Here is a 19,337-nt window from a genome sequence, read left to right as displayed (position 1 = left end):
CGATGAAAATGTTTGGCAGGACTCTGCTGACACTGTCCTTATTGGGCGCAATCGCCACGGGCGCCCAGGCCAACGACAAGGTGCTGCGCGTTTACAACTGGTCGGATTACATCGCCCCGGACACCGTCAAGAAGTTCGAGGACGAGACCGACATCCGCGTGACCTACGATGTGTTCGACAGCAATGAAACCCTCGAAGCACGTCTGCTTGCGGGTAAATCCGGCTACGACATCGTGGTGCCGTCCAACAGTTTCCTGGCCAAGCAGATCAAGGCCGGGGTCTATCAGACCCTGGACAAATCGAAGCTGCCAAACTGGAAAAACCTCAACCCGGTGCTGCTGAAAAACGCCTCCGCCAGTGATCCGGACAACGCCCACGCGTTCCCGTACATGTGGGGCTCGATCGGCATCGGCTTCAACCCGGACAAGGTCAAGGAAGTGCTCGGCAATAATGCGCCGACCAATTCCTGGGACCTGCTGTTCAAACCGGAGAACGCCGAGAAGCTGAAGGCTTGCGGTATCAGCTTCCTCGACTCGCCGACCGAAATGCTCCCGGCCGCCCTGCACTACCTGGGTTATCCGGTGAACGACAAGGACGTGAAGCACATCGCCGAAGCCGAAGCGCTGTTCATGAAGATCCGGCCGTCGGTGGCGTATTTCCATTCGTCCAAGTACATCTCGGACCTGGCCAACGGCAACATCTGCGTAGCGGTCGGCTATTCGGGTGACGTGTTACAGGCCAAGGCTCGCGCTGTCGAATCGGGCAACAAGGTCGAGATCGACTACAGCATTCCCAAGGAAGGTGCCGGCAGCTTCTACGACATGGTCGCCATCCCTCGCGATGCCGCCAACGTCGAGAACGCCTACCTGTTCATGAACTTCCTGATGCGCCCGGACATCATCGCCGAGGTCACCAACAGCATCGGCTACAGCAACGCCAACGAAGCCGCGACGCCGCTGGTGGACGAAGCGATCCGCAACGATCCGGGTTCGTACCCGTCGCAAGCGGTGATGGCCACGCTGTATGCGGTGCCGGATCAACCGATTGCCACGCAGCGGATCATGACCCGGGGCTGGACTCGCGTGAAACTCGGCAAATAAACACACATCGATTTCCGTTCATGCAGCGCCTTACCACCGCTGCCCCCTGCTCTGAACGGCCTCACCTGGCTTTCCTCGGTTCAGGTGAATTCAGGCGCCCTCGGGCGCCTTTTTTTGTGGGCTCAGATCAGTGGCCAGTCGGCCAGCGAGCGGTAACGACCCTTGTGGGATTCGAACAGCGCAAAGCGTTCAGCCCGCAGGAAGAATTCCGGCGGCGTGGCAGATTCCGGTTCCGGCGCGCGATAGTCCCGGGCCAGTGTCAGGTGCGGACGATACTCGCGCGTCGCCTCTTCAAACCCGAACGGCAACATCGCTTGCTCCAGCGCATACACCAGCCGCAGCAATCCTTGCGGCGCCTGCTCCGGCGCCAGCGACAACACCCCGGCGCGCCGCCAGACCTGCAACCGATCCAGCGAAATCCTCAGCGCCTCACCCGGCGTGCGCACCTTCGCCGCCGCCTCGCAGACTTCGCCAATCTGCGCCAACGGCACCGCACCGAGAAACAGCAGCGTCAGGTGAAAGTTGTCGGCCGGCACCGGTTTGCCGGTGCGCAAACCCAGTTCGCTGCGCCACTGGGCAATCGCCTTGCGCTGCGCCGGCGGGCAGTCCAGGGCGAAGAACAGCCGCTTGAACGGTTGATCCCCGCGTGTTTCGTCCGTCATGGCCACGCTCCTTCGTTCGTCGAGAACCCTGGATTCTACACGTCCGTTTCTGGCGACTCCCGGCATGGGGTTTATAGTTCAACGATTGCCATCAACCGGAGGACGTCATGCGCGAGATCCTCAGCAAAGAACCCTGGTGGGCCCGACCGCCGAATCCCGGACAGGATGAGAGCGAACTGGAATGGGGCTGGCTGGTGCATTACAGCGAAGGAGAGCCACGTTTCGAGTTCGTCCGCGAGCGGCCGACGGATGAGCAGATTCGCAACCGCAAAGGCTGCCGGATCACCCCATCGGCAGAGTGATCCGGCAACGCGGCATCAAGGCTCGAGAATGTCCTTGAAGCCCCCGTAAATCATCCGCTGCCCATCAAACGGCATCGGATTGACGTCCGGTTGCATGCGGGGGTCTTCCATCATTTTTGCCATGCCGGCATCGCGGGTGGCCTTGTCCGGCCAGACCAGCCAGCCCGCCGATACGGTTTCGCCTTCCTTGAGTTTCACCGCCATCGGGAATGAGGTGACCTTGCCGTCCGGCACGTCATCGCCCCAGCCCTGAATCACCTCCAGAGCGCCGTATTCCTTGAACAACTTAGCGGCGATTTCGCAGTGTTTTTTGTACTGTTCGCGATTGGCATTCGGCACGGGTGCCACGAAAACATCGATGTAAGCCATGATCACTCTCCTTGCAGGGTGGGTTCGATCTGCTGAGTAGTCGACTCGGGCGGTCGCCATTCGACACGGTTGACGCCCAACCCGACCGACGGTTCGTCCCGTCCGCCGAGATTGCCCTCGACCTGGGCCGCAATGTGCAGCGTGCCGGCCATCACGCCAGTGGTCGGGTTCTGCACCAGTTTCACCCAAGCCTTGTCGAACGTGTTGCCCAGACTGCTGCGTATCAGAGCTTCGCTGTCAGGGCGGTCGTTGGCCTGAATGATCGCGCGAACGCCCGCCACCCCGACTGAAATCAGCGCCCCGGCCAGTTTGCCTGCCGCTGCCGCCACCGCGCTGGCAGCGCCGCGCGGGGCCATTTCCGCCTCCATGCGCTGGCTCGCGCGCTTGGCCACCGGCGCCATTGCGGTATCGGTCGAGGCCACGCCTTTCGAGCCGCCGTCGGTGTGGATCTTGTCGATCAGCGCGGCGTAGGCCGGCAGCGTGTTCAACGGTTCAGTGCTGACAACCTGATACAGCGAGGCATCGCGGGCCGGCGGCGGGCCAAGGGCGATGGCGGGGATTTTCTGCAACCGCCCGTTGAGCTGGGCGATGGGCACGCCGTGGCGCTGGGCGATGACCGGCATCTGCTGCGCCATCAGCTGCGCGTAGAACGCGGTGGACTGGCCGAGGATCGCGTCCGGGTCGATCTCCACCGCCACCGGCGCCAGCACCCGTTCCTGATATTGCTCCAGCAGATAGGCCGCCAGACGCTTGGCCGAAGCATCCTGCTCGCCGCTGGCACTGATCGTGTACCAACTGACCTTCATCGACAGCCATTCCTGGGTCCAGTAACTGCTGAACCACGGGATGAAATTTTCTTCAGTTTGCTCATAGACCCGAATGCGCCAATGTTCCATCGAGCCACGGGCGAACAGCTTGACCTGCTCGGTGGCCTGCTTCGAGGCGCTGACGATTTCCCGGTCGATCTGCTGCCAGGTGGCCGGCGAGACCACCACCGCCGGCGCGCTTACCGGGGCCCGCGCCGTGGTGGCGCAGCCGGCCAGCAACACCAGTGCGGCGACGAGCAGCGCGCGCAGGTTCACGGTGGCGGTCCTTATCTGTTCTGCGGTCGCAAGACCTGAAGAATCCGGGGGAGATGAAATGAGTATAGGTGCGTGCGGTGCGCCGTTTATCCGCTGGTCCGGACTGTACCAGTCCAACCATCAATGGCGTCGATATTCACCATTGCGACGATTGCCTTCCGCCGACCGCTCGCCGAAGGCACGATTAACCCATCCGAAACACACAGCACGAGGAGTTCACATCATGATCAGTACCGTCACCCTCGCCGTGAGTTTCCCGGTCTTCGGCAGCAACTACTACGATCAGCACGTCGTGTCGCGCAAGACTCAGGCGCTGGTGTTCGACGAAGCCTTCGAAGATCTGTTGATGCCCGCCGCCAGCAATCATTTCAGCAATGAAGTGGTCGGCCTCAACGATCAGTTCCGTTTTCTGAGCGACATTCTCGCCACCCATTTGCTGGACATCGAGGCCTCCGTGCCTGCGCGATCCGGCGTCCGGGCGAGCGCTCATTTTTAATGCCAGAGGGCGTTCCCGTCGGGGAACGCCCTCTTCGTTTCAATCAGTCATCATCCCGGTCGCGGTGATAACGACGCCCGTCGCGGCGGTCGTCGTCGCGATCGTCCCAGCGCCGGTCATGATCGTAGTAACGGCCATGATCGCGGTCGTAATGCCGGCCATGACGATGGTCATCATCGAAATCCGCCACACAGCCGCCCAGCAATACGGCGGCGGAAACAGTCAGCAGCAGGCTTGTTGCACGCATCATTCAGATTTTCCCTAAAACCAAGGTCTTGACGACGGAAACAGTCAGCGCGGGTGCGCGCTGGCGCAGATACGACCGGGGAAACCAGCTTAGATTCACTGGCCATCAACGACCGTTCATCGCCCTGCTCGCCGCGCCCGGCCCGTCCAAACGGTGGCCCATTGATGGCTCTGACCGGCGCGACGACAGGGCGAAATCCGACAAAACCTTTTCCTCCTCCCTGCGGTCACTCCTAGAACAGACCAAGACTGGCGACGACGCCGGCGTGCCCGAGCGGGTCATTTGCTACCTGCCGACCTGATCAGAGGAAGCCCAGCCATGAACGACCATCCGCCGTTGGCGATTTCCCGACGCCGTTTCCTGATTCTCGGGGCCGTGACCGCGACTGCGTTCGCGATGCCGCCCTTCATCAGCCTCAAGGCCTACGCGGCCACTCTGGAGCAACCGGCTATGGCCAACGTGACAATTGATGTCAACGGCAAGCCACAGACACTGGAGATTGATACCCGCACCACCCTGCTCGATGCGCTGCGCGAACACCTGCACCTGACCGGCAGCAAAAAGGGCTGCGACCACGGTCAGTGCGGCGCCTGCACGGTGATCGTCGACGGCCGGCGAATCAATTCGTGCCTGACCCTGGCAGTGATGCAGGACGGCGCCAAAGTCACCACCATCGAAGGCCTCGGCATGCCGGACCACCTGCATCCGATGCAGGCGGCGTTCATCAAGCATGACGGTTACCAGTGCGGCTACTGCACGCCGGGGCAGATCTGTTCGGCAGTGGCGGTACTGCAGGAAATCCGCGACGGCATCCCCAGCCACGCCAGCGCCAGCCTCACCGAACCGCCGCAACTGATCGCCAGAGAATTGCAGGAACGCATGAGCGGCAACATCTGCCGCTGCGGCGCCTACTCGAACATCATCGAAGCCATCAGCGAAGTCGCGGAGGTGCCAGCATGAGAGCGTTCAACTACAGCCGCGCCGACTCTCCTGCCGCTGCCGCTGCCCAAGCCGCGCAAATCGAAGGCGCGCGTTTCATCGCCGGCGGCACCAACCTGCTGGACTTGATGAAACTCGACATCGAAACGCCCCAGCAGCTGATTGACGTCAATCACCTGGGCCTCGACCGGATCGAAGCGACCGACGACGGCGGCTTGCGCATCGGCGCACTGGTGCGCAACACCGATCTGGCCGCCGACAGTCGCGTCCGGAAAGACTACGCGCTGCTCACTCGCGCCTTGCTCGCAGGCGCTTCGGGCCAGTTGCGCAACATGGCGACCACCGCCGGCAATCTGCTCCAACGCACGCGCTGTCCGTATTTCTACGACACCAATCAGGCCTGCAATAAACGCAAACCCGGCAGTGGATGCGCGGCAATTGGCGGTGTCAGTCGACAGCTCGGCATCATCGGTGTCAGCGACGCCTGCATTGCGACCCATCCGAGTGACATGGCGATTGCGATGCGTGCGCTGGATGCCCAGATCGAAACGCTCAAGGCCGATGGCAGCACCCGGCGCATCGCCATGGCGGACTTCCATCAATTGCCCGGCACCACCCCGAATGTCGAAACCAGTCTGACGCCCGGCGAACTGATTACCGCTGTCACCCTGCCCGCGCCAGTGGGCGGCACCCATGTCTATCACAAGGTGCGCGACCGCTCGTCGTACGCCTTCGCCCTGGTTTCCGTCGGCCTGATCCTGCAGAAGGATGGCAGCGGTCGCATCGCCGTCGGCGGCATCGCGCCGAAACCCTGGCGGGTCGAAGCGGCGGAAGCCCTGTTGCCGCAAGGCGCGAAAGCCGTCAGCGAGCGCCTGCTCGACGGCGCCACGCCCACCGCTGACAACCAGTTCAAAGTGACGCTGGTCGAGCGCACGATTGCCTCGGTGCTGGCCCAAGCGAGGGACGAAGCATGAAATTCGACACGCCCGCCACGACCAACCCGATTGATCAGCTGAACGTCATCGGCAAACCCACCGACCGCATCGAAGGCCCGTTGAAGACCAGCGGCCAGGCGCCTTACGCCTATGAGCAACATGAAGCCGTGAAGAATCAGGCCTATGGCGTGATGGTCGGTTCGGCCATCGCCAAAGGGCGCATCACCCGTATCGATCTGGATGCCGCCCGCGCCGCGCCGGGGGTGCTGACCATCGTCACCGCCGCCAACGCCGGCAAGCTCGGCAAAGGCAAATACAACGCCGCGCACCTGCTGGCCGGACCGCAAGTGCAGCACTATCACCAGGCCGTGGCGCTGGTGGTCGCCGAAACGTTCGAACAGGCACGGGCCGCCGCGCAATTGGTCAACGTCGAATATGCGGCCGACAAAGGTCAGTTTGATCTGGCCAGCGTGCGCGATCAGGGTGTGGAACCGAAAGAAGAACTGCCGGACGTCACCCACGGCGATTTCGCCAGCGCCTTCGCCGCCGCGCCCGTGCAATTCGACCAGACCTACACCACGCCGGATCAGTCCCACGCCATGATGGAGCCCCACGCGACACTCGCTGCCTGGAAAGGCGATCAGGTGACGCTCTGGACTTCCAACCAGATGATCGCCTGGAGCGTCGGCGACATCGCCACCACCCTCGGCCTGCCCAAGGAAAATGTGCGGTTGATCTCGCCGTACATTGGCGGCGGTTTCGGCGGCAAGCTATTCATTCGTGCCGACTCGATCCTCGCCGCCCTCGGCGCACGTCTGGCGAACCGGCCAGTGAAGGTCGCCCTCGCCCGTCCGCAGATCGCCAATAACACCACCCACCGCCCCGCTACCGTCCAGCGGATTCGCATGGGCGCGACGGCGGACGGCAAACTCATCGCCATCGCCCATGAAGGCTGGTCGGGCAATCTTGAAGACGGCAAGGTCGAAGTCGCGGCCCAGCCGAGCCAGTTGCTCTACGCCGCAGAAAATCGCCTGGTGAGCATGCGTCTGACGCCGCTGGATCTTCCGGAGGGCAACGCCATGCGCGCGCCCGGTGAAACGCCGGGGCTGATGGCGCTGGAGATCGCCATGGACGAGATGGCGGAACAGCTCAAACTCGATCCGATCCAGTTCCGCATCCTTAACGACACGCAGGTCGATCCGGTGAAAACCGAGCGGCCGTTCTCCCAGCGGCGGCTGATCGAATGCCTGCAAACCGGCGCCGAACGCTTTGGCTGGGATAAACGCAATGCAACGCCCGGCAATCGTCGCGAAGGTCGCTGGCTGATCGGCATGGGCGTCGCGGCGGCGATTCGCAACAACCTGCTGGTGAAGTCCGGTGCGCGGGTGCGGCTCGAGCGCGACGGCAAGATCACCGTGGAAACCGACATGACGGACATCGGCACCGGCAGCTACACGATCATTGCCCAGACTGCCGCCGAAGTGATGGGCGTCGGTCTCGACAATGTGGTCGTGCATTTGGGCGATTCGAATTTTCCGGTGTCGTCTGGCTCCGGCGGCCAGTTCGGCGCCAATTGCTCGACCGCCGGGGTCTACGCGGCGTGCATGAAACTGCGCGAAGCGGTCGCGGCAAAACTCGGCATGAGCGCGGGTGAAGCGCAGTTTGCCGACGGCCACGTGCGACTGGGCAGCAAAAACGTGCCGTTACGTGAGGCCGCGCAACACGCCGCAATCGAAGTCGAGGACAGCATCGAATTCGCCGACCTCGCCAAGCAGTACCAGCAATCGACCTTCGGCGCGCACTTCGTCGAAGTCGCCGTCGATGCGGCCACCGGCGAAGTCCGAGTGCGACGCATGCTCGCCGTCTGCGCCGCCGGGCGGATTCTCAATCCGAAATCGGCCCGCAGTCAGGTGATCGGCGCGATGACCATGGGCGTCGGCGCGGCATTGATGGAAGAACTCGCGGTGGACAAGCGCCAGGGCTTTTTCGTCAATCATGACCTGGCGGGCTACGAGGTGCCGGTGCACGCCGACATTCCGCATCAGGAGGTGATATTCCTCGATGAAACCGACCCGATTTCATCGCCGATGAAAGCCAAGGGGGTCGGTGAGCTGGGGATTTGCGGTGTGAGTGCGGCGGTGGCGAATGCGATCTACAACGCCACGGGCGCACGGGTGCGGGAGTATCCGATTACCCTGGACAAGATTCTGGATGCGTTGCCGCCGATGATCTGAATCCTCTCGCGCACTAGCATGGGGTACTAGTGCGCGACTCCCTCCCGAGAGATGGCTAACTCACCAACGCAATCAACTGCTGCCGCTGCGCATCGGTCAGCATCAGCCCGAACCCGGCGCCGGCATTGTCGGCCATGTACAGCGGATTGCTCGTGCCAGGAATCACACAAGTTACCGCCGGATGCGCCAGCAGAAATTTCAGCGCCAGTTGCGGCCAGCTCTTGGCCCCGACTTGCGCCGCCCAACCCGGCAGTGGTTTACCCTTGAGCCGCGCGAGCAGGTCGCCGCCACCGAACGGTCGGTTGCAGATCACTGCCACCCCACGCTCGCGGCACAGCGGCAGGATGCGTTTCTCGACCCCGCGATCATCGAGCGCGTAATTGATTTGCAGGAAATCCAACGGTTCGGCCTTGAGCACGGCTTCGACCTCGTCATAGGCCGACGGTGTGTAGTGGGTGATGCCGATGTAGCGGATGCGGCCCTGCTCTTTCCATTCGCGCAGGGTCGGCAGATGGGTTTGCCAGTCGAGCAGGTTGTGGATCTGCATCAGGTCGATGCGTTCTGTGCGCAGCAGGCTGAACGACTGCTCCATCTGCGCGATGCCTTCCTCGCGGCCACGGGTCCAGACCTTGGTCGCCAGAAACGCCGGCGAGCGCGGTTCGTGGATCGACAGCAATTCACCGGTGGTTTCCTCGGCACGGCCATACATCGGCGAGCTGTCGATCACCGTGCCACCCTTTTTGAACAGCTCGCCGAGCACCGCCGGCAATTGTTTGTAGACCGGATCGCCGGGACCGACGTCGAAACCGCGATAAGTGCCCAATCCCACCAGCGGCAGTGGCTCGGAGCTCGAAGGGATGGCGCGGGTCTGCATGGTCTGGGCTCCTGTGGCGTTCGGCGACGTAATGGCGGCCAGCGCCCGGTCAAAAGTGAAAACCGCTGACACCCCGGCTGCCAGCGTCAGCAACCGGCGGCGGGAATATCCCTCAGTGTGGTTCATGCTGGCGCCCTTGCCCTGTGGATCTGTTGCACCTTGTGTTTTGATGCAGCCCGCAAAACCGTTGGACTACACTGCGACAGCCAACCTGCGCGCCCGGTTAAAGTTAGTCGAATGTCCAGAACCCTGTTGTCACTCGTCGCATTGATCGTCGCCGTGTACCTGATCCTGTGCGCGGCGCTGTTCGTTTTTCAGCGGGCGCTGATCTATTTTCCCCAGCCCGCCAGCCTCGATTCACCGGAGTCTCGGTTGACGCTGGCCATGCCCGACGCCGAGATCCGCGTGACGGTGCGCGAGCGCGCCGGCTCCCGAGCGTTGATCTATTTCGGCGGCAATGCCGAGGACGTTTCGCGCAACCTGCCGGAGTTTTCCGAGGCGTTTCCTGAATATTCGTTGTATTTGCTGCATTACCGGGGTTTTGGCGGCAGCGGCGGCTCGCCCTCCGAAGAGGCGATCGCCGAGGACGCGCTGGCGCTGTTCGATCAGGTGTATGCCAGTCATCCGCAGGTTGCGCTGCTGGGGCGCAGCCTCGGTTCCGGGGTCGCGGTGCGGCTGGCCAGCCAGCGGCCGGCGGAGCGGCTGATTCTGGTCACGCCCTACAACAGCCTTGAAGAAATTGCCGCCCGGCAGTACCCGTGGGTGCCGGTGCAGTGGTTGCTCAAGGATCGTTTCCGGTCAGGTCAGTACGCGGCGCACATCCGCGTGCCGACGCTGCTGCTGGCGGCGAGCGATGACGAAGTGATTCCACGGGCCAGCACCGAACGCTTGCTGCACAGTTTCCCCGACGGTGTGGCGACACTCAAAGTGGTGGCGGATTCGGCACACAATTCGATTTCCGAACGACCGCAATATCTGCAATGGATCGAGGAGGTGTTGAATCGCTGAGCACTTCGTCGGCAGCCGCTGAAACCCGGCGCGGCTTCGTGAACCAAGTGCGAAAAGACCAGTCCTACCCGCGCCGCGTTCTGCGGTTCACTCCCCTTCTGTGTTGTCCTTTTTCAGAGCTTTGCGTCCCATGCGCCACGCCGTTCGTTCGTCTCGCTTCGTTTCGCTGTGCCTGTTTATCCTTTCTCCCCTGCTATCGCCCTCTGCCCACGCCGGCGCAGAGCGGCAACTGGTGGCCGCCATCAACGACTACCGCGCCCATCCGCAACGTTGTGACCGGCGACCCGCCCAACGGCTGGCGCCGCTGACGCTGAAGTCGAACCTGGCGTTGCCGGTCGGTTATGGCTACGGCGGTGGATTGCGCGAACGATTGAAAGATTCCGGCTACGCGGCCGTGGCGGTGCGCAGCATCCGGATCGTCGGTGCGCAGGACGCCGAAGAGGCGTTCGAAATGCTGCAAGACGATTACTGCGGCGCGTTGCTCGACGGTCAATACGCCGACATCGGCGTCAGCCGCGCCCGCAGCGAATGGCAAGTGGTGCTGGCCCGGCCAGTGCTCGACAGCCGCGTCGGCGACAACCGCAGCGTCGGCAAGGCCTTGCTGGCCGAAGTCAACGCCGCCCGCGCCCGACCGCGTATGTGCGGTCGTCAGCGCTTCGCCGCCGCCCGGCCGTTGAGCTGGAACCCGGCGCTCGGCGCCGCCGCTCAGGGCCACAGCAAGGCCATGGCCTACGGCAACTATTTCGCCCACCGCGACCCGGACGGCGACGGTCCGGCAGATCGCGCCCGAGCGGCCGGTTACCGTGGCCGGCAGATCGGCGAAAACATCGCCGCCGGGCAAAGCTCACCGGGCAAGGCCATGGCCGGCTGGCTGGCCAGCCCCGGACACTGCGCCAACCTGATGAACCCGATGTTCACCCAGGTCGGCGCCGGGTTTGCCAGTGAGGCGCGCAGTGATGAAGGGGTTTACTGGACGATGCTGTTCGGGGCGCAATGAGCGCTTACTTCGGCCGGCGCACCGCCCGCACTCTGCCACTGTTCCCGCCGCCACAATAGAAGCGCTCGGCGCCATCGGCCTCCAGCCCGGAGACGCCGATTCCGCTGGGCAGCGCCAGGCTTTCCAGCACCTCGCCGTTGCTCGGGTCGACTCGCCGGATCTCGCTTTCATCGCCTTCCCAGGTGCCATGCCACAGCGCGCCGTCGACCCAGGTGACGCCGGTGACAAAACGATTGGATTCGAGGGTGCGGAGGATTTTCCCGGTGTCCGGATCGATCTGATGGATCTTGCGGTCGCGGTATTGCCCCACCCACAACGATCCCTCGGCCCAGGCCATGCCTGAATCGCCACCATCGCCCGGAGCCGGAATGGTGTGGAGCACGCGCCCGGTGGCCGGGTCGATCTTGTGAATTCGGCGGTCGGCGATCTGGTACAGGTGCTGGCCGTCGAACGCGGTCCCGCCATCGGCGCCGACCTTGATCGTACGCACCGTTTCGCCGCTGGCCGGATCGAGTGCGTTGAGCTGACCATCGCTGGCGAACCAGACTTGCCGGCCATCGAAGGTCACGCCGTGGACACCGTCGATGCCTTCGAACGGGCCGTATTCACGAAGGATTTCTGCGCTTGCCTGTTTCATGCTGGTTTCCTCGTTGGGTGGGTGAGTCCAGCCTAGCCATTGCCCAGCGACACCGGGAGTAACAAGATCGTCGCGAAACCCGGCAACGGCGGCGTCAGCCAGCGACGTGCACGGCCAACGCCGAACGACTGGACCTTGTCTTGCGCCGCCAACGTTTCCAGCGCTCGCTGCACTTGTCGCTGGCTGTTGCCCGACGCAAGTGCCAGCGCTGAACTCGACCACGCTTCGCCATCAGCGAGCAGGGCCAGCAACGCGGCGTGTCTGTCCTCGTTTGGTAGCGTGAGCAGCGCGACGTGCTGTGCAACCAGCGCATAGCCGCGAGGGGTTGCAATGATTCCGGCTAGCGGACGCAGCGCCGCACGCAACCGGCCGATCTCGACCCGCAATCGGACGCGATGGGATTCATCATCGAGTTTCAAGCGAAAGGCTTCGGCGATCAGCGTCTCTCGGGACACCCCTTCGGGCCAGGCTTCGGCAAGCCGCCGAGCGAGATTGAACAACACCGGCCGCGTGGCCAGCGCCACGGTCATTCCGGCACCGCGCACGCTGTAGCGACAGGCATCCACCACCAGCGTCGGTGAGGTGAACAACGTTTCAACTTGCGCAAGTGTCACCGCTTGCACCTGACCGGCAACGATCAATCGGGCAGCGGGAGCTTCGAGGATTTGCCGGGCGTGTTCGATTTCCGCCGACAACGCTGGAATAGCAGCCGACTGCGCCGCCCGCTGTGCGCGTTCCAGCGCTGTTTGCGCCTTGTGCGCCTGGACCCGACGCAAAGCGATTCCGGCGGTCATCAGTTCATGGACGGTGCGCAGGGCCGGGGGTAGCTGTGCAGGATCGAGTTCACCGAGCAGCTCTTCAGCCGCTTCCAGTTGGCCGATCAGCAGCAACCGACGAATCTGCAGACAGCGTGCGTGCGCAGCATTCACGCCATCGCCATGATCCTGCAAGATTTGTCGCGCCGCTTCCAGCCCGTTGACCGGCCAGCCCAGATCCCGCGCCGCCAGCGCCACCTCGGCCTCGGCCACCACGCAGCGCGCCCGGGACAGAGGCTCGTTGGCGCAGAACGCCTTTACTGCCCGTTGCAACAACGTCTTGGCCCGCGTCATGTCACCAAGTTGCGCCATGGCGATCCCACGCAGGGCCAGCGCTGGAGGGTCTTCGCGCAGGGCAACGAAATTCAGCGCCGCCAACGGATCACCCACCGCCAGTGCGCGGCCGGCGGCGTTGATCAGCGAGTCCATGGAGCATCCGACATGGCAGGTGTTCCGGTATCAGATCGTGGGTGGAGTCTAATACCGAATATGGATTTGTCTGGATGCTCGTGTGAAAGCGCGGTCAGTTGAGGATCGCGGCGCCTGAGATAAACCTCAGACCGGAGAAATCGTGGCAAGGACGCCAATCATGATGGTCAACACAAGAAAGCCGCCGAGGAAAATCGCCATCTTAGCCATGAAGGCCTCCTGAATACTGAATGTCCGGCGCACCGGGCGCTCCGGAATGAAGCGCGTCGCGTGTGGCCGAACGGCAGGGCTATTCTGGGCCCGTGGCTGAGATGGTTACAGATGCAGATTCGACAGGAAAAAGCGGATCAGATGGATCGGGCTGGCGCATGGGTCGACATTCAGATCAGTACAGAGGGTTTCCATTGCGCCGCTTTGATCTAGAGTCATGGGCGCCGCGCAAAGAACAACAAAAATACAGGAGTGAAACCATGTCCGACCTGAACCTGCACCCCAACGCCGCCCAATCCCTGAACCGCTGGCACGAGATGATCCGCACCGGCAACCTCAAGGCCCTGCCCGAGTTGCTCGATCCCAAAGCGGTGTTCCGCTCGCCGATGGCCCACACGCCCTACCCCGGCGCACCGGTGGTCTCGATGATCCTCAACACCGTGTTCGAGGTGTTTGAAGACTTCAAATACCACCGTGAACTGGCGACGGCCGATGGCCTGAATGTGGTGCTGGAATTCAGCGCCAAAGTCGGAACGAAAGAGCTTAAAGGTATCGACATGATCCGTTTCGATGAACAGGGCAAGATCGTCGAATTCGAGGTGATGGTGCGGCCGCTGAGCGGGTTGCAGGCGCTGGGCGAGGAAATGGGACGCCGTCTGGGAGCTTATCTGGCCGCCGCCAAGGCCTGAAATCCGCACACAAAAAAGCCCACTGACCGTCACCGGTTCAGTGGGCTTCGTGTGTCAGGCGTCTGGATTACAGAGCCATATCACGTGCAGCGCTTTCTTTTGGCGCCGGGGCTTTTTCAGCCGAGGCGTCCGCCGCTGGAGCTGCAGCCTGACCAATCACCGGAGGGGTTGGCAGTTGCAGGATCTTGGCGGTGTAGGCCCACTCTTCAGCCACTTTGGCTGGATCGTTGTTCAGCTGGGTGCCGTAGCTTGGAACGATCTGGTGCAGCTTGGTTTGCCACTCAGGGCTGGCGACTTTGTCTTTGAAGACTTTCTGCAGCACGCTCAGCATGATCGGTGCAGCGGTCGACGCGCCTGGGGATGCGCCCAGCAGACCGGCGATGGAGCCGTCCTTGGAAGCAACGATTTCGGTGCCCAGTTTCAGCACGCCGCCAGCGGCTTCATCACGCTTGATGATTTGCACGCGCTGGCCGGCTTGCCACAGGCGCCAGTCTTCGGCCTTGGCGTTCGGGAAGTATTCCTTCAGCGCGTTCAGACGGTCTTCATCCGACAGCATCAGTTGACCGGCCAGGTACTCGACCAGCGGGTATTCCTTGATGCCGACCTTGGTCATAGGCCAGATGTTGTGGGTGGTGGTGCTGGTCAGCAGATCCAGGTACGAACCTTCTTTCAGGAACTTGGTGCTGAAAGTCGCGAACGGGCCAAACAGGATGACGCGCTTGCCGTCCAGGACACGGGTGTCCAGGTGCGGAACGGACATCGGAGGCGCGCCAACCGAAGCTTTACCGTAGGCCTTGGCCAGGTGCTGTTCGGCGATGGCCGGGTTATCGGTCACCAGGAACGAGCCGCCTACCGGGAAGCCAGCGTATTCCTTGGCTTCTTCGATACCGGACTTCTGCAGCAGGTGCAGTGCACCGCCGCCGGCGCCGATGAACACGAACTTGGCGTCGGTTTCAGTCTTGGTGCCGTCTTTCAGGTTCTTGTAGCTGACGCGCCAGGTGCCATCGGCATTCTTGGTGATGTCCTGGACTTCGCTGGACAGCTTCATGCTGAAGTTAGGCTTGGTCTGCAGGTAACCGGCGAACTGGCGGGTGATTTCGCCGAAGTTCATGTCGGTACCCAGCGGGCTCCAGGTGGCCGCGATTTTCTGGTTCGGGTCACGCCCTTCCATCATCAGCGGAACCCACTTCTTGATCACAGCCGGGTCTTCGGAGTACTGCATGCCGGCGAACAGCGGGCTCGCCTGCAGGGCTTCGTAGCGCTTTTTCAGGAACTTGATGTTGTCATCGCCCCACACGAAGCTCATGTGCGGAGTGGTGTTGATGAACGAACGAGGGTCCTTCAGGACGCCTTGACGAACCTGCCAGGCCCAGAACTGACGGGAGACCTGGAACGCTTCGTTGATCTCGACCGCTTTCGGGATCGTGACGTTGCCCTTGTCGTCTTCCGGGGTGTAGTTCAGCTCGGCGAGTGCGGAGTGACCGGTACCGGCGTTGTTCCAGCCGTTGGAGCTTTCGAGGGCGACGCCGTCGAGGCGCTCGACCATCTCCATCGACCAGGTCGGCTCCAGCTCATTGATCCACACACCCAGGGTGGTGCTCATGATGCCGCCGCCGATCAGCAGGACGTCGACTTTCTTTGCTTCTTCGGCATTGGCGGACGACATCCCCATCGCCAAAGCCAGCCCCAGCAAGGCTGTGTTCACTTTTTTAAACATCTGTTGCACCTATGATAAAACGCCTTCCGCCCGCCGCTGTTGTGCGTATGCGTTCCCCTTTTTTCGCGACACTCAGGCCAGCATCGCGGGTTCCGGCACACTTCAATTTTGACGGGTGGGCACACAAGGCCGACAGGCTGCGTCGACCTCAGTTATATGTCCCTTCTGAACTGACTTCTTATCATTATTGGCTTCAGCTACTTGAGCGACAGGGGTTCTGCCTGGCCCGCCGGATAGCGCGCCAGACTGAATTGGGTCAAAACAAGTGGCGCGAAGAATATCACGTCATGGCAAACCCGCGCGTCTGTTCGCGACCGGATAGTTTTCAACAAGCGCTTCAAACGCTTTCTAACGCCGGCGCATTCCTGCTACGTTGTACGACGACTGACAAATAACCAGTCGATTTCATCACCTACAACAACAAGGAATACCCATGAACAAATCCGGATTGCTGCTCGGTCTCGTCTGCCTCTTCAGCGGTTACGTCGCCGCCGCCCCGGCGGAACAGGACGTCGCCCAGGCCGTCGATCACCTGACCCAGGCGATGCTGCACAAGGACATCGCCGAACTGAATGCCCTGACCGCCGACAACCTCACCTACGGCCACTCCAGCGGCAAGATCCAGGACAAGAAAGCCTTCATTGCCGATATCGAAACCGGCAAGAGCGCGTTCAAGACACTGGAGATGCAAAACCAGACCATCACCCTGTCCGGGGACACCGCGCTGGTCCGCCATCACTTTTCGGCGCAGGCCCTCAAAGGCACCGAAGTGGTGCCGACGGAAATCGAGAACTTCCAGATCTGGCAGAAGCAGTCTGGCAAGTGGTTGCTGGTGGGGCGTCAGGCGTACAAGTTCTGATGCAGGAGCTCTGCCGTCGGAGAGGCGGCAGAGCCTGCTCCTATAACCTGAACCGATCCACCGACTGCGCCAGTCTCCCCGCCAGACTCGACAGCTCATCCGTGGTATTGGCCGTCTCGCCGATCACCTTGCTGTTGCCCTCCGACATGCCCGCGATCATCTCCACCTGATGGGCAATCTCGTTGCTGGCCTGGCTCTGTTCGCCGATGGTGCGGGTGATGTCGTTGACCAGCTGTGTGGTGCTGAGGGTAGCGTCGAGGATTTCGCGGATGGCGCGTTCGACGTCGGCGGTGACCGCCATGCCTTTGTCGACTTGGGCGACACCGGCCTCCATGCTGCTGACGGCCTCGCGGGTGCTGTTCTGGATGCGCGCGACCATCGCGGCGATTTCCTGGGTCGAGGCGCTGGTGCGTGCAGCCAGACTGCGCACCTCATCGGCCACCACCGCAAAGCCCCTGCCCTGCTCGCCCGCCCGGGCGGCCTCAATGGCCGCGTTGAGCGCCAGCAGGTTGGTCTGATCGGCGATGCTCTTGATCACCTGGATGATGTTGAAGATGCCTTCGGATTCCTGATCCAGGGTGCGGATCACCTGCGCCGACTGCTGGGCGGAACGGGCGATGTCGTCCATGTCGCTGACCACCTGATGAATCACCTGCCCACCGTTTTTCGCCAGTGACTCGGCCTGGCTGGCCATGTTCAAAGCACGCTCGGCATGACGGGTGATTTCCTCGATGCTCGCGGTCATCTGGCTCGCGGCGGCAGCCATGGTGCCGGCGGCGGTGCTTTGTTGCTGGCTGCTGTCGGCGACCTGATGACAGCCGTGGCTCAGTTGTTCACTCATGCCGCTGACGCCGTGGGCGTTGCGTCGCACCACGTCGATCATGTCCCGCAGGTCGTGCTGCATGGTGGCCAGCGTGCGGATCAGCGCACTGGCTTCGTCCTTGCCGGACGGTTCGGCGATCGGTTCGCTGAGGTTGCCGTGGGCGATGCTTTCGGCGATGCGGCTGGCGGATTTCAGCGGCCCCATGATGCTCAGGATCACCCAGCGCCCCTGGGCCAACAGCAGCAACAGGCTGGCAATCAGGACGATAGCGAGCGCGACATTGGCGTTGTGGATCGCCGCCTCGGTGCCCTCGCTGGTCTGCCGGGTATTGGTTTCGATCAGTTCGCTGAGGGCGGCCATCTGCTCTTCGAGCTGGCTGAACGCCGTGCTGAAGGTCCCGAGATGCTGCTGGGCGCTGTCCGGGTTTTCCAGTGCAAGGCCGACGATCTGCTCGCCGGCGCTGATGTAGGTATCGAGGCTGGGCTTGATCTGCTCCAGCGCAGACCTGATCGTCGGATTGACCGGCAGCTTGAGGTTGTCACCCAGCACCTCGCGAAAATGCGCGGCATGCTCTTCAACCGAACGCTGCACTTCGTCCGCCGTGCTCGTGCTTTTGCCCAGCCCCACCAGCATCGCCGAATACACATCGGCACGCAGGGCGTCGTGCATCATGTCGGCTTCCATGTGGTGGCGCAGCGCGCTCATGCTGACCGCGTTGTCACCGACCGCCGACGCCATCCGCTGGTTGCCGACGTAACTGACCAGGCTCACGATCAACGCCGTCAGCAGGCTGGTCGCAATCAGCAACACCAAACGCAGTTTGATCGACACCGTGATTTCCTCCCTGGTCGCGCCACACGGCGCCTTTCAACGCTTCAGTTAAGCCTATTTGCGTGAATCCGCCGCTTTAGAGCGTCGCAGGGTGTGTCGTTACATCCGGTAAAAACGAGGACTGTGCAGCGGTTCTCGTTCTATACCGCTACCGCCCGGCCCGGCGCATGGAACTCCCGTGCCGTCCGGCACCTCTCACATTATGTGGTACTTCCTTTTCGCTTTACGCTGCTGGAGGAACACCGTCATGCGCCGTTTATTACTCGTTTCGTCTCTCATGCTGTGCCTGCCGTTCGGCTCGGCCCTTGCCCGCGTGGACGCAGGGGATGTTGCCACTTCGGCGGGGGTTTCGGCTTCGCTGTACTCGACCTTCAAGGATCACAAAATGGTGATTCCGGCCCGTGACGACTTGTCCGCATTCGTCGCCAGCGGCGGTACGATCCGTGGCGTGTACCTGGAATCGGTTCTGCAACAGGTGCGTCAGGACAATCCCGGCCTGAACGCCAGCGATGAAGAGCTGGCCAATGCCATCCTGGTTCACTACGAAGGTCTGTCGCAGTAACCACGGCACGTTCGATGATGGTGGCTGACGGACTCGCCACCGTTGTGCCCTGCCGATGGACGGCTGGCGAACGACCATGGGCAAAACCGTCGAACGGCCTCTATGATGGAGGCCATGACGATTTCCGCCTCCCTTCGCTCCCCTTGCCCGCCGGGTCTGTGCATCTGCGGGCGCGATCCTCTGCTGGATACACCCGGCGCGGACGTGCGCATCCTGCTGCTGACCCGCGAAGAGGAAAAGCGTTTGCTTGAGCGTCTGGAAAACCTCAAAGACCTCGCCGACCTCGAGCGCCTGCAAGGCAAGATGTTCGATCAACTAGGGATTCGCGTGCTGATCGCACCGAAGTACGGTGAGGTGCGGACCGTGCGCGGGGGCATCGAGATCGAGGTCCAGGATCTGCCGGGGCTCTGCCGCAAAACCCGAAAAACCATTCCGGCTGCCATCCGCCGTGGCCTGGAAAACAACCCCCAAGTCGCCTTCGACCTGCTCAACGCCCACGACTTGCTGCGCGGCACTTGAT

Annotated in this window: 21 protein-coding genes and 1 pseudogene; 12 read left to right on the top strand and 10 right to left on the bottom strand. The window is 62.3% G+C overall.

Annotation, left to right across the window (positions count from 1 at the left end):
- Nucleotides 1-2 precede the first annotated feature (2 nt).
- A complete protein-coding gene (locus tag QR290_RS12325) occupies nt 3-1,100 on the top strand; it encodes a polyamine ABC transporter substrate-binding protein (protein WP_289205028.1) in 1,098 nt (365 codons plus the stop codon).
- Between the two features lie 122 nt (nt 1,101-1,222).
- Here the strand turns inward: QR290_RS12325 and thpR are convergent, their stop codons facing one another.
- Nucleotides 1,223-1,762 (bottom strand): RNA 2',3'-cyclic phosphodiesterase, encoded by a 540-nt coding sequence (gene thpR, locus QR290_RS12320; protein ID WP_085667821.1) that lies wholly within the window; start codon nt 1,760-1,762, stop codon nt 1,223-1,225.
- Between the two features lie 107 nt (nt 1,763-1,869).
- Here thpR and QR290_RS12315 point away from each other — a divergent pair, with 107 nt between their 5' ends.
- On the top strand, nt 1,870-2,064 hold the full coding sequence (locus QR290_RS12315; RefSeq protein WP_007957125.1) for a hypothetical protein: 195 nt from the start codon (nt 1,870-1,872) through the stop codon (nt 2,062-2,064).
- A 15-nt stretch (nt 2,065-2,079) separates the two neighbouring features.
- On the opposite strand, the gene QR290_RS12310 is transcribed toward QR290_RS12315, so the two are convergent.
- Entirely contained in the window at nt 2,080-2,433 is a 354-nt protein-coding gene (locus QR290_RS12310) for a DUF1428 domain-containing protein (RefSeq protein ID WP_115077358.1), read from the bottom strand.
- A 2-nt stretch (nt 2,434-2,435) separates the two neighbouring features.
- A complete protein-coding gene (locus tag QR290_RS12305; protein ID WP_289205027.1) occupies nt 2,436-3,515 on the bottom strand; it encodes a hypothetical protein in 1,080 nt (359 codons plus the stop codon).
- A 223-nt stretch (nt 3,516-3,738) separates the two neighbouring features.
- Here QR290_RS12305 and QR290_RS12300 point away from each other — a divergent pair, with 223 nt between their 5' ends.
- Nucleotides 3,739-4,011, top strand: a complete 273-nt coding sequence (locus QR290_RS12300) for a hypothetical protein (protein ID WP_115077356.1) — start codon at nt 3,739-3,741, stop codon at nt 4,009-4,011.
- A gap of 43 nt (nt 4,012-4,054) precedes the next feature.
- On the opposite strand, the gene QR290_RS12295 is transcribed toward QR290_RS12300, so the two are convergent.
- Complete coding sequence (locus QR290_RS12295) at nt 4,055-4,261, bottom strand: hypothetical protein (protein WP_064382340.1); 207 nt, start codon at nt 4,259-4,261, stop codon at nt 4,055-4,057.
- Between the two features lie 315 nt (nt 4,262-4,576).
- Between QR290_RS12295 and paoA the strand changes: the two genes are divergently transcribed.
- From paoA to paoC, 3 genes are read left to right on the top strand one after another with little or no spacing between them, the layout of a single operon-like run.
- Nucleotides 4,577-5,218, top strand: a complete 642-nt coding sequence (paoA, locus tag QR290_RS12290; protein ID WP_289205026.1) for an aldehyde dehydrogenase iron-sulfur subunit PaoA — start codon at nt 4,577-4,579, stop codon at nt 5,216-5,218.
- Nucleotides 5,215-6,171, top strand: coding sequence for an FAD binding domain-containing protein (locus QR290_RS12285; protein WP_289205025.1), 957 nt, complete (start codon nt 5,215-5,217; stop codon nt 6,169-6,171). The genes paoA and QR290_RS12285 overlap by 4 nt, the downstream gene beginning before the upstream one ends.
- On the top strand, nt 6,168-8,366 hold the full coding sequence (paoC, locus tag QR290_RS12280; RefSeq protein WP_289205024.1) for an aldehyde oxidoreductase molybdenum-binding subunit PaoC: 2,199 nt from the start codon (nt 6,168-6,170) through the stop codon (nt 8,364-8,366). Before QR290_RS12285 ends, paoC begins: the two co-directional genes overlap by 4 nt.
- A gap of 55 nt (nt 8,367-8,421) precedes the next feature.
- Here paoC and QR290_RS12275 read toward each other — a convergent pair whose 3' ends face one another.
- The gene (locus tag QR290_RS12275) at nt 8,422-9,366 is read right to left on the bottom strand and encodes an aldo/keto reductase (protein WP_115077351.1); all 945 of its coding nucleotides are present in this window, start codon (nt 9,364-9,366) and stop codon (nt 8,422-8,424) included.
- 111 nt (nt 9,367-9,477) lie between these two features.
- Between QR290_RS12275 and QR290_RS12270 the strand changes: the two genes are divergently transcribed.
- A complete protein-coding gene (locus QR290_RS12270; protein ID WP_289205023.1) occupies nt 9,478-10,248 on the top strand; it encodes an alpha/beta hydrolase in 771 nt (256 codons plus the stop codon).
- A 130-nt stretch (nt 10,249-10,378) separates the two neighbouring features.
- Nucleotides 10,379-11,245 carry a CAP domain-containing protein gene (locus tag QR290_RS12265; RefSeq protein WP_289205022.1) on the top strand — a complete coding sequence of 289 codons (867 nt, stop codon included), beginning with the start codon at nt 10,379-10,381 and terminating at the stop codon, nt 11,243-11,245.
- 4 nt (nt 11,246-11,249) lie between these two features.
- On the opposite strand, the gene QR290_RS12260 is transcribed toward QR290_RS12265, so the two are convergent.
- A complete protein-coding gene (locus QR290_RS12260) occupies nt 11,250-11,882 on the bottom strand; it encodes a Vgb family protein (RefSeq protein WP_115077348.1) in 633 nt (210 codons plus the stop codon).
- 32 nt (nt 11,883-11,914) lie between these two features.
- Nucleotides 11,915-13,126, bottom strand: coding sequence for a helix-turn-helix domain-containing protein (locus QR290_RS12255; protein WP_289205021.1), 1,212 nt, complete (start codon nt 13,124-13,126; stop codon nt 11,915-11,917).
- 470 nt (nt 13,127-13,596) lie between these two features.
- Here QR290_RS12255 and QR290_RS12250 point away from each other — a divergent pair, with 470 nt between their 5' ends.
- Nucleotides 13,597-14,025 carry a nuclear transport factor 2 family protein gene (locus tag QR290_RS12250; RefSeq protein WP_289205020.1) on the top strand — a complete coding sequence of 143 codons (429 nt, stop codon included), beginning with the start codon at nt 13,597-13,599 and terminating at the stop codon, nt 14,023-14,025.
- Nucleotides 14,026-14,092: 67 nt separating this feature from the next.
- On the opposite strand, the gene mqo is transcribed toward QR290_RS12250, so the two are convergent.
- Complete coding sequence (gene mqo, locus QR290_RS12245; RefSeq protein WP_289205019.1) at nt 14,093-15,742, bottom strand: malate dehydrogenase (quinone); 1,650 nt, start codon at nt 15,740-15,742, stop codon at nt 14,093-14,095.
- Nucleotides 15,743-16,175: 433 nt separating this feature from the next.
- Here mqo and QR290_RS12240 point away from each other — a divergent pair, with 433 nt between their 5' ends.
- Nucleotides 16,176-16,601, top strand: a complete 426-nt coding sequence (locus tag QR290_RS12240) for a nuclear transport factor 2 family protein (protein ID WP_115077345.1) — start codon at nt 16,176-16,178, stop codon at nt 16,599-16,601.
- A 40-nt stretch (nt 16,602-16,641) separates the two neighbouring features.
- On the opposite strand, the gene QR290_RS28750 is transcribed toward QR290_RS12240, so the two are convergent.
- A complete protein-coding gene (locus QR290_RS28750) occupies nt 16,642-17,367 on the bottom strand; it encodes a methyl-accepting chemotaxis protein (protein ID WP_430736791.1) in 726 nt (241 codons plus the stop codon).
- A 129-nt stretch (nt 17,368-17,496) separates the two neighbouring features.
- Nucleotides 17,497-18,255, bottom strand: a pseudogene (locus QR290_RS28745) (MCP four helix bundle domain-containing protein); the annotation flags it as partial.
- A 247-nt stretch (nt 18,256-18,502) separates the two neighbouring features.
- On the opposite strand from QR290_RS28745, the gene QR290_RS12230 reads away from it, so the two are divergent.
- Entirely contained in the window at nt 18,503-18,817 is a 315-nt protein-coding gene (locus QR290_RS12230) for a DUF2388 domain-containing protein (protein WP_085698689.1), read from the top strand.
- Between the two features lie 114 nt (nt 18,818-18,931).
- Nucleotides 18,932-19,336, top strand: a complete 405-nt coding sequence (locus tag QR290_RS12225; protein ID WP_205350859.1) for a hypothetical protein — start codon at nt 18,932-18,934, stop codon at nt 19,334-19,336.
- Nucleotide 19,337 lies beyond the last annotated feature (1 nt).

Origin of the sequence: Pseudomonas fluorescens (genome assembly GCF_030344995.1) — a bacterium.
Taxonomy (GTDB): Bacteria; Pseudomonadota; Gammaproteobacteria; order Pseudomonadales; family Pseudomonadaceae; genus Aquipseudomonas; species Aquipseudomonas fluorescens_BF.
The sequence above is the reverse complement of the archived record's forward strand: the minus strand, read 5'-3'. Positions and strand labels throughout refer to the sequence as shown.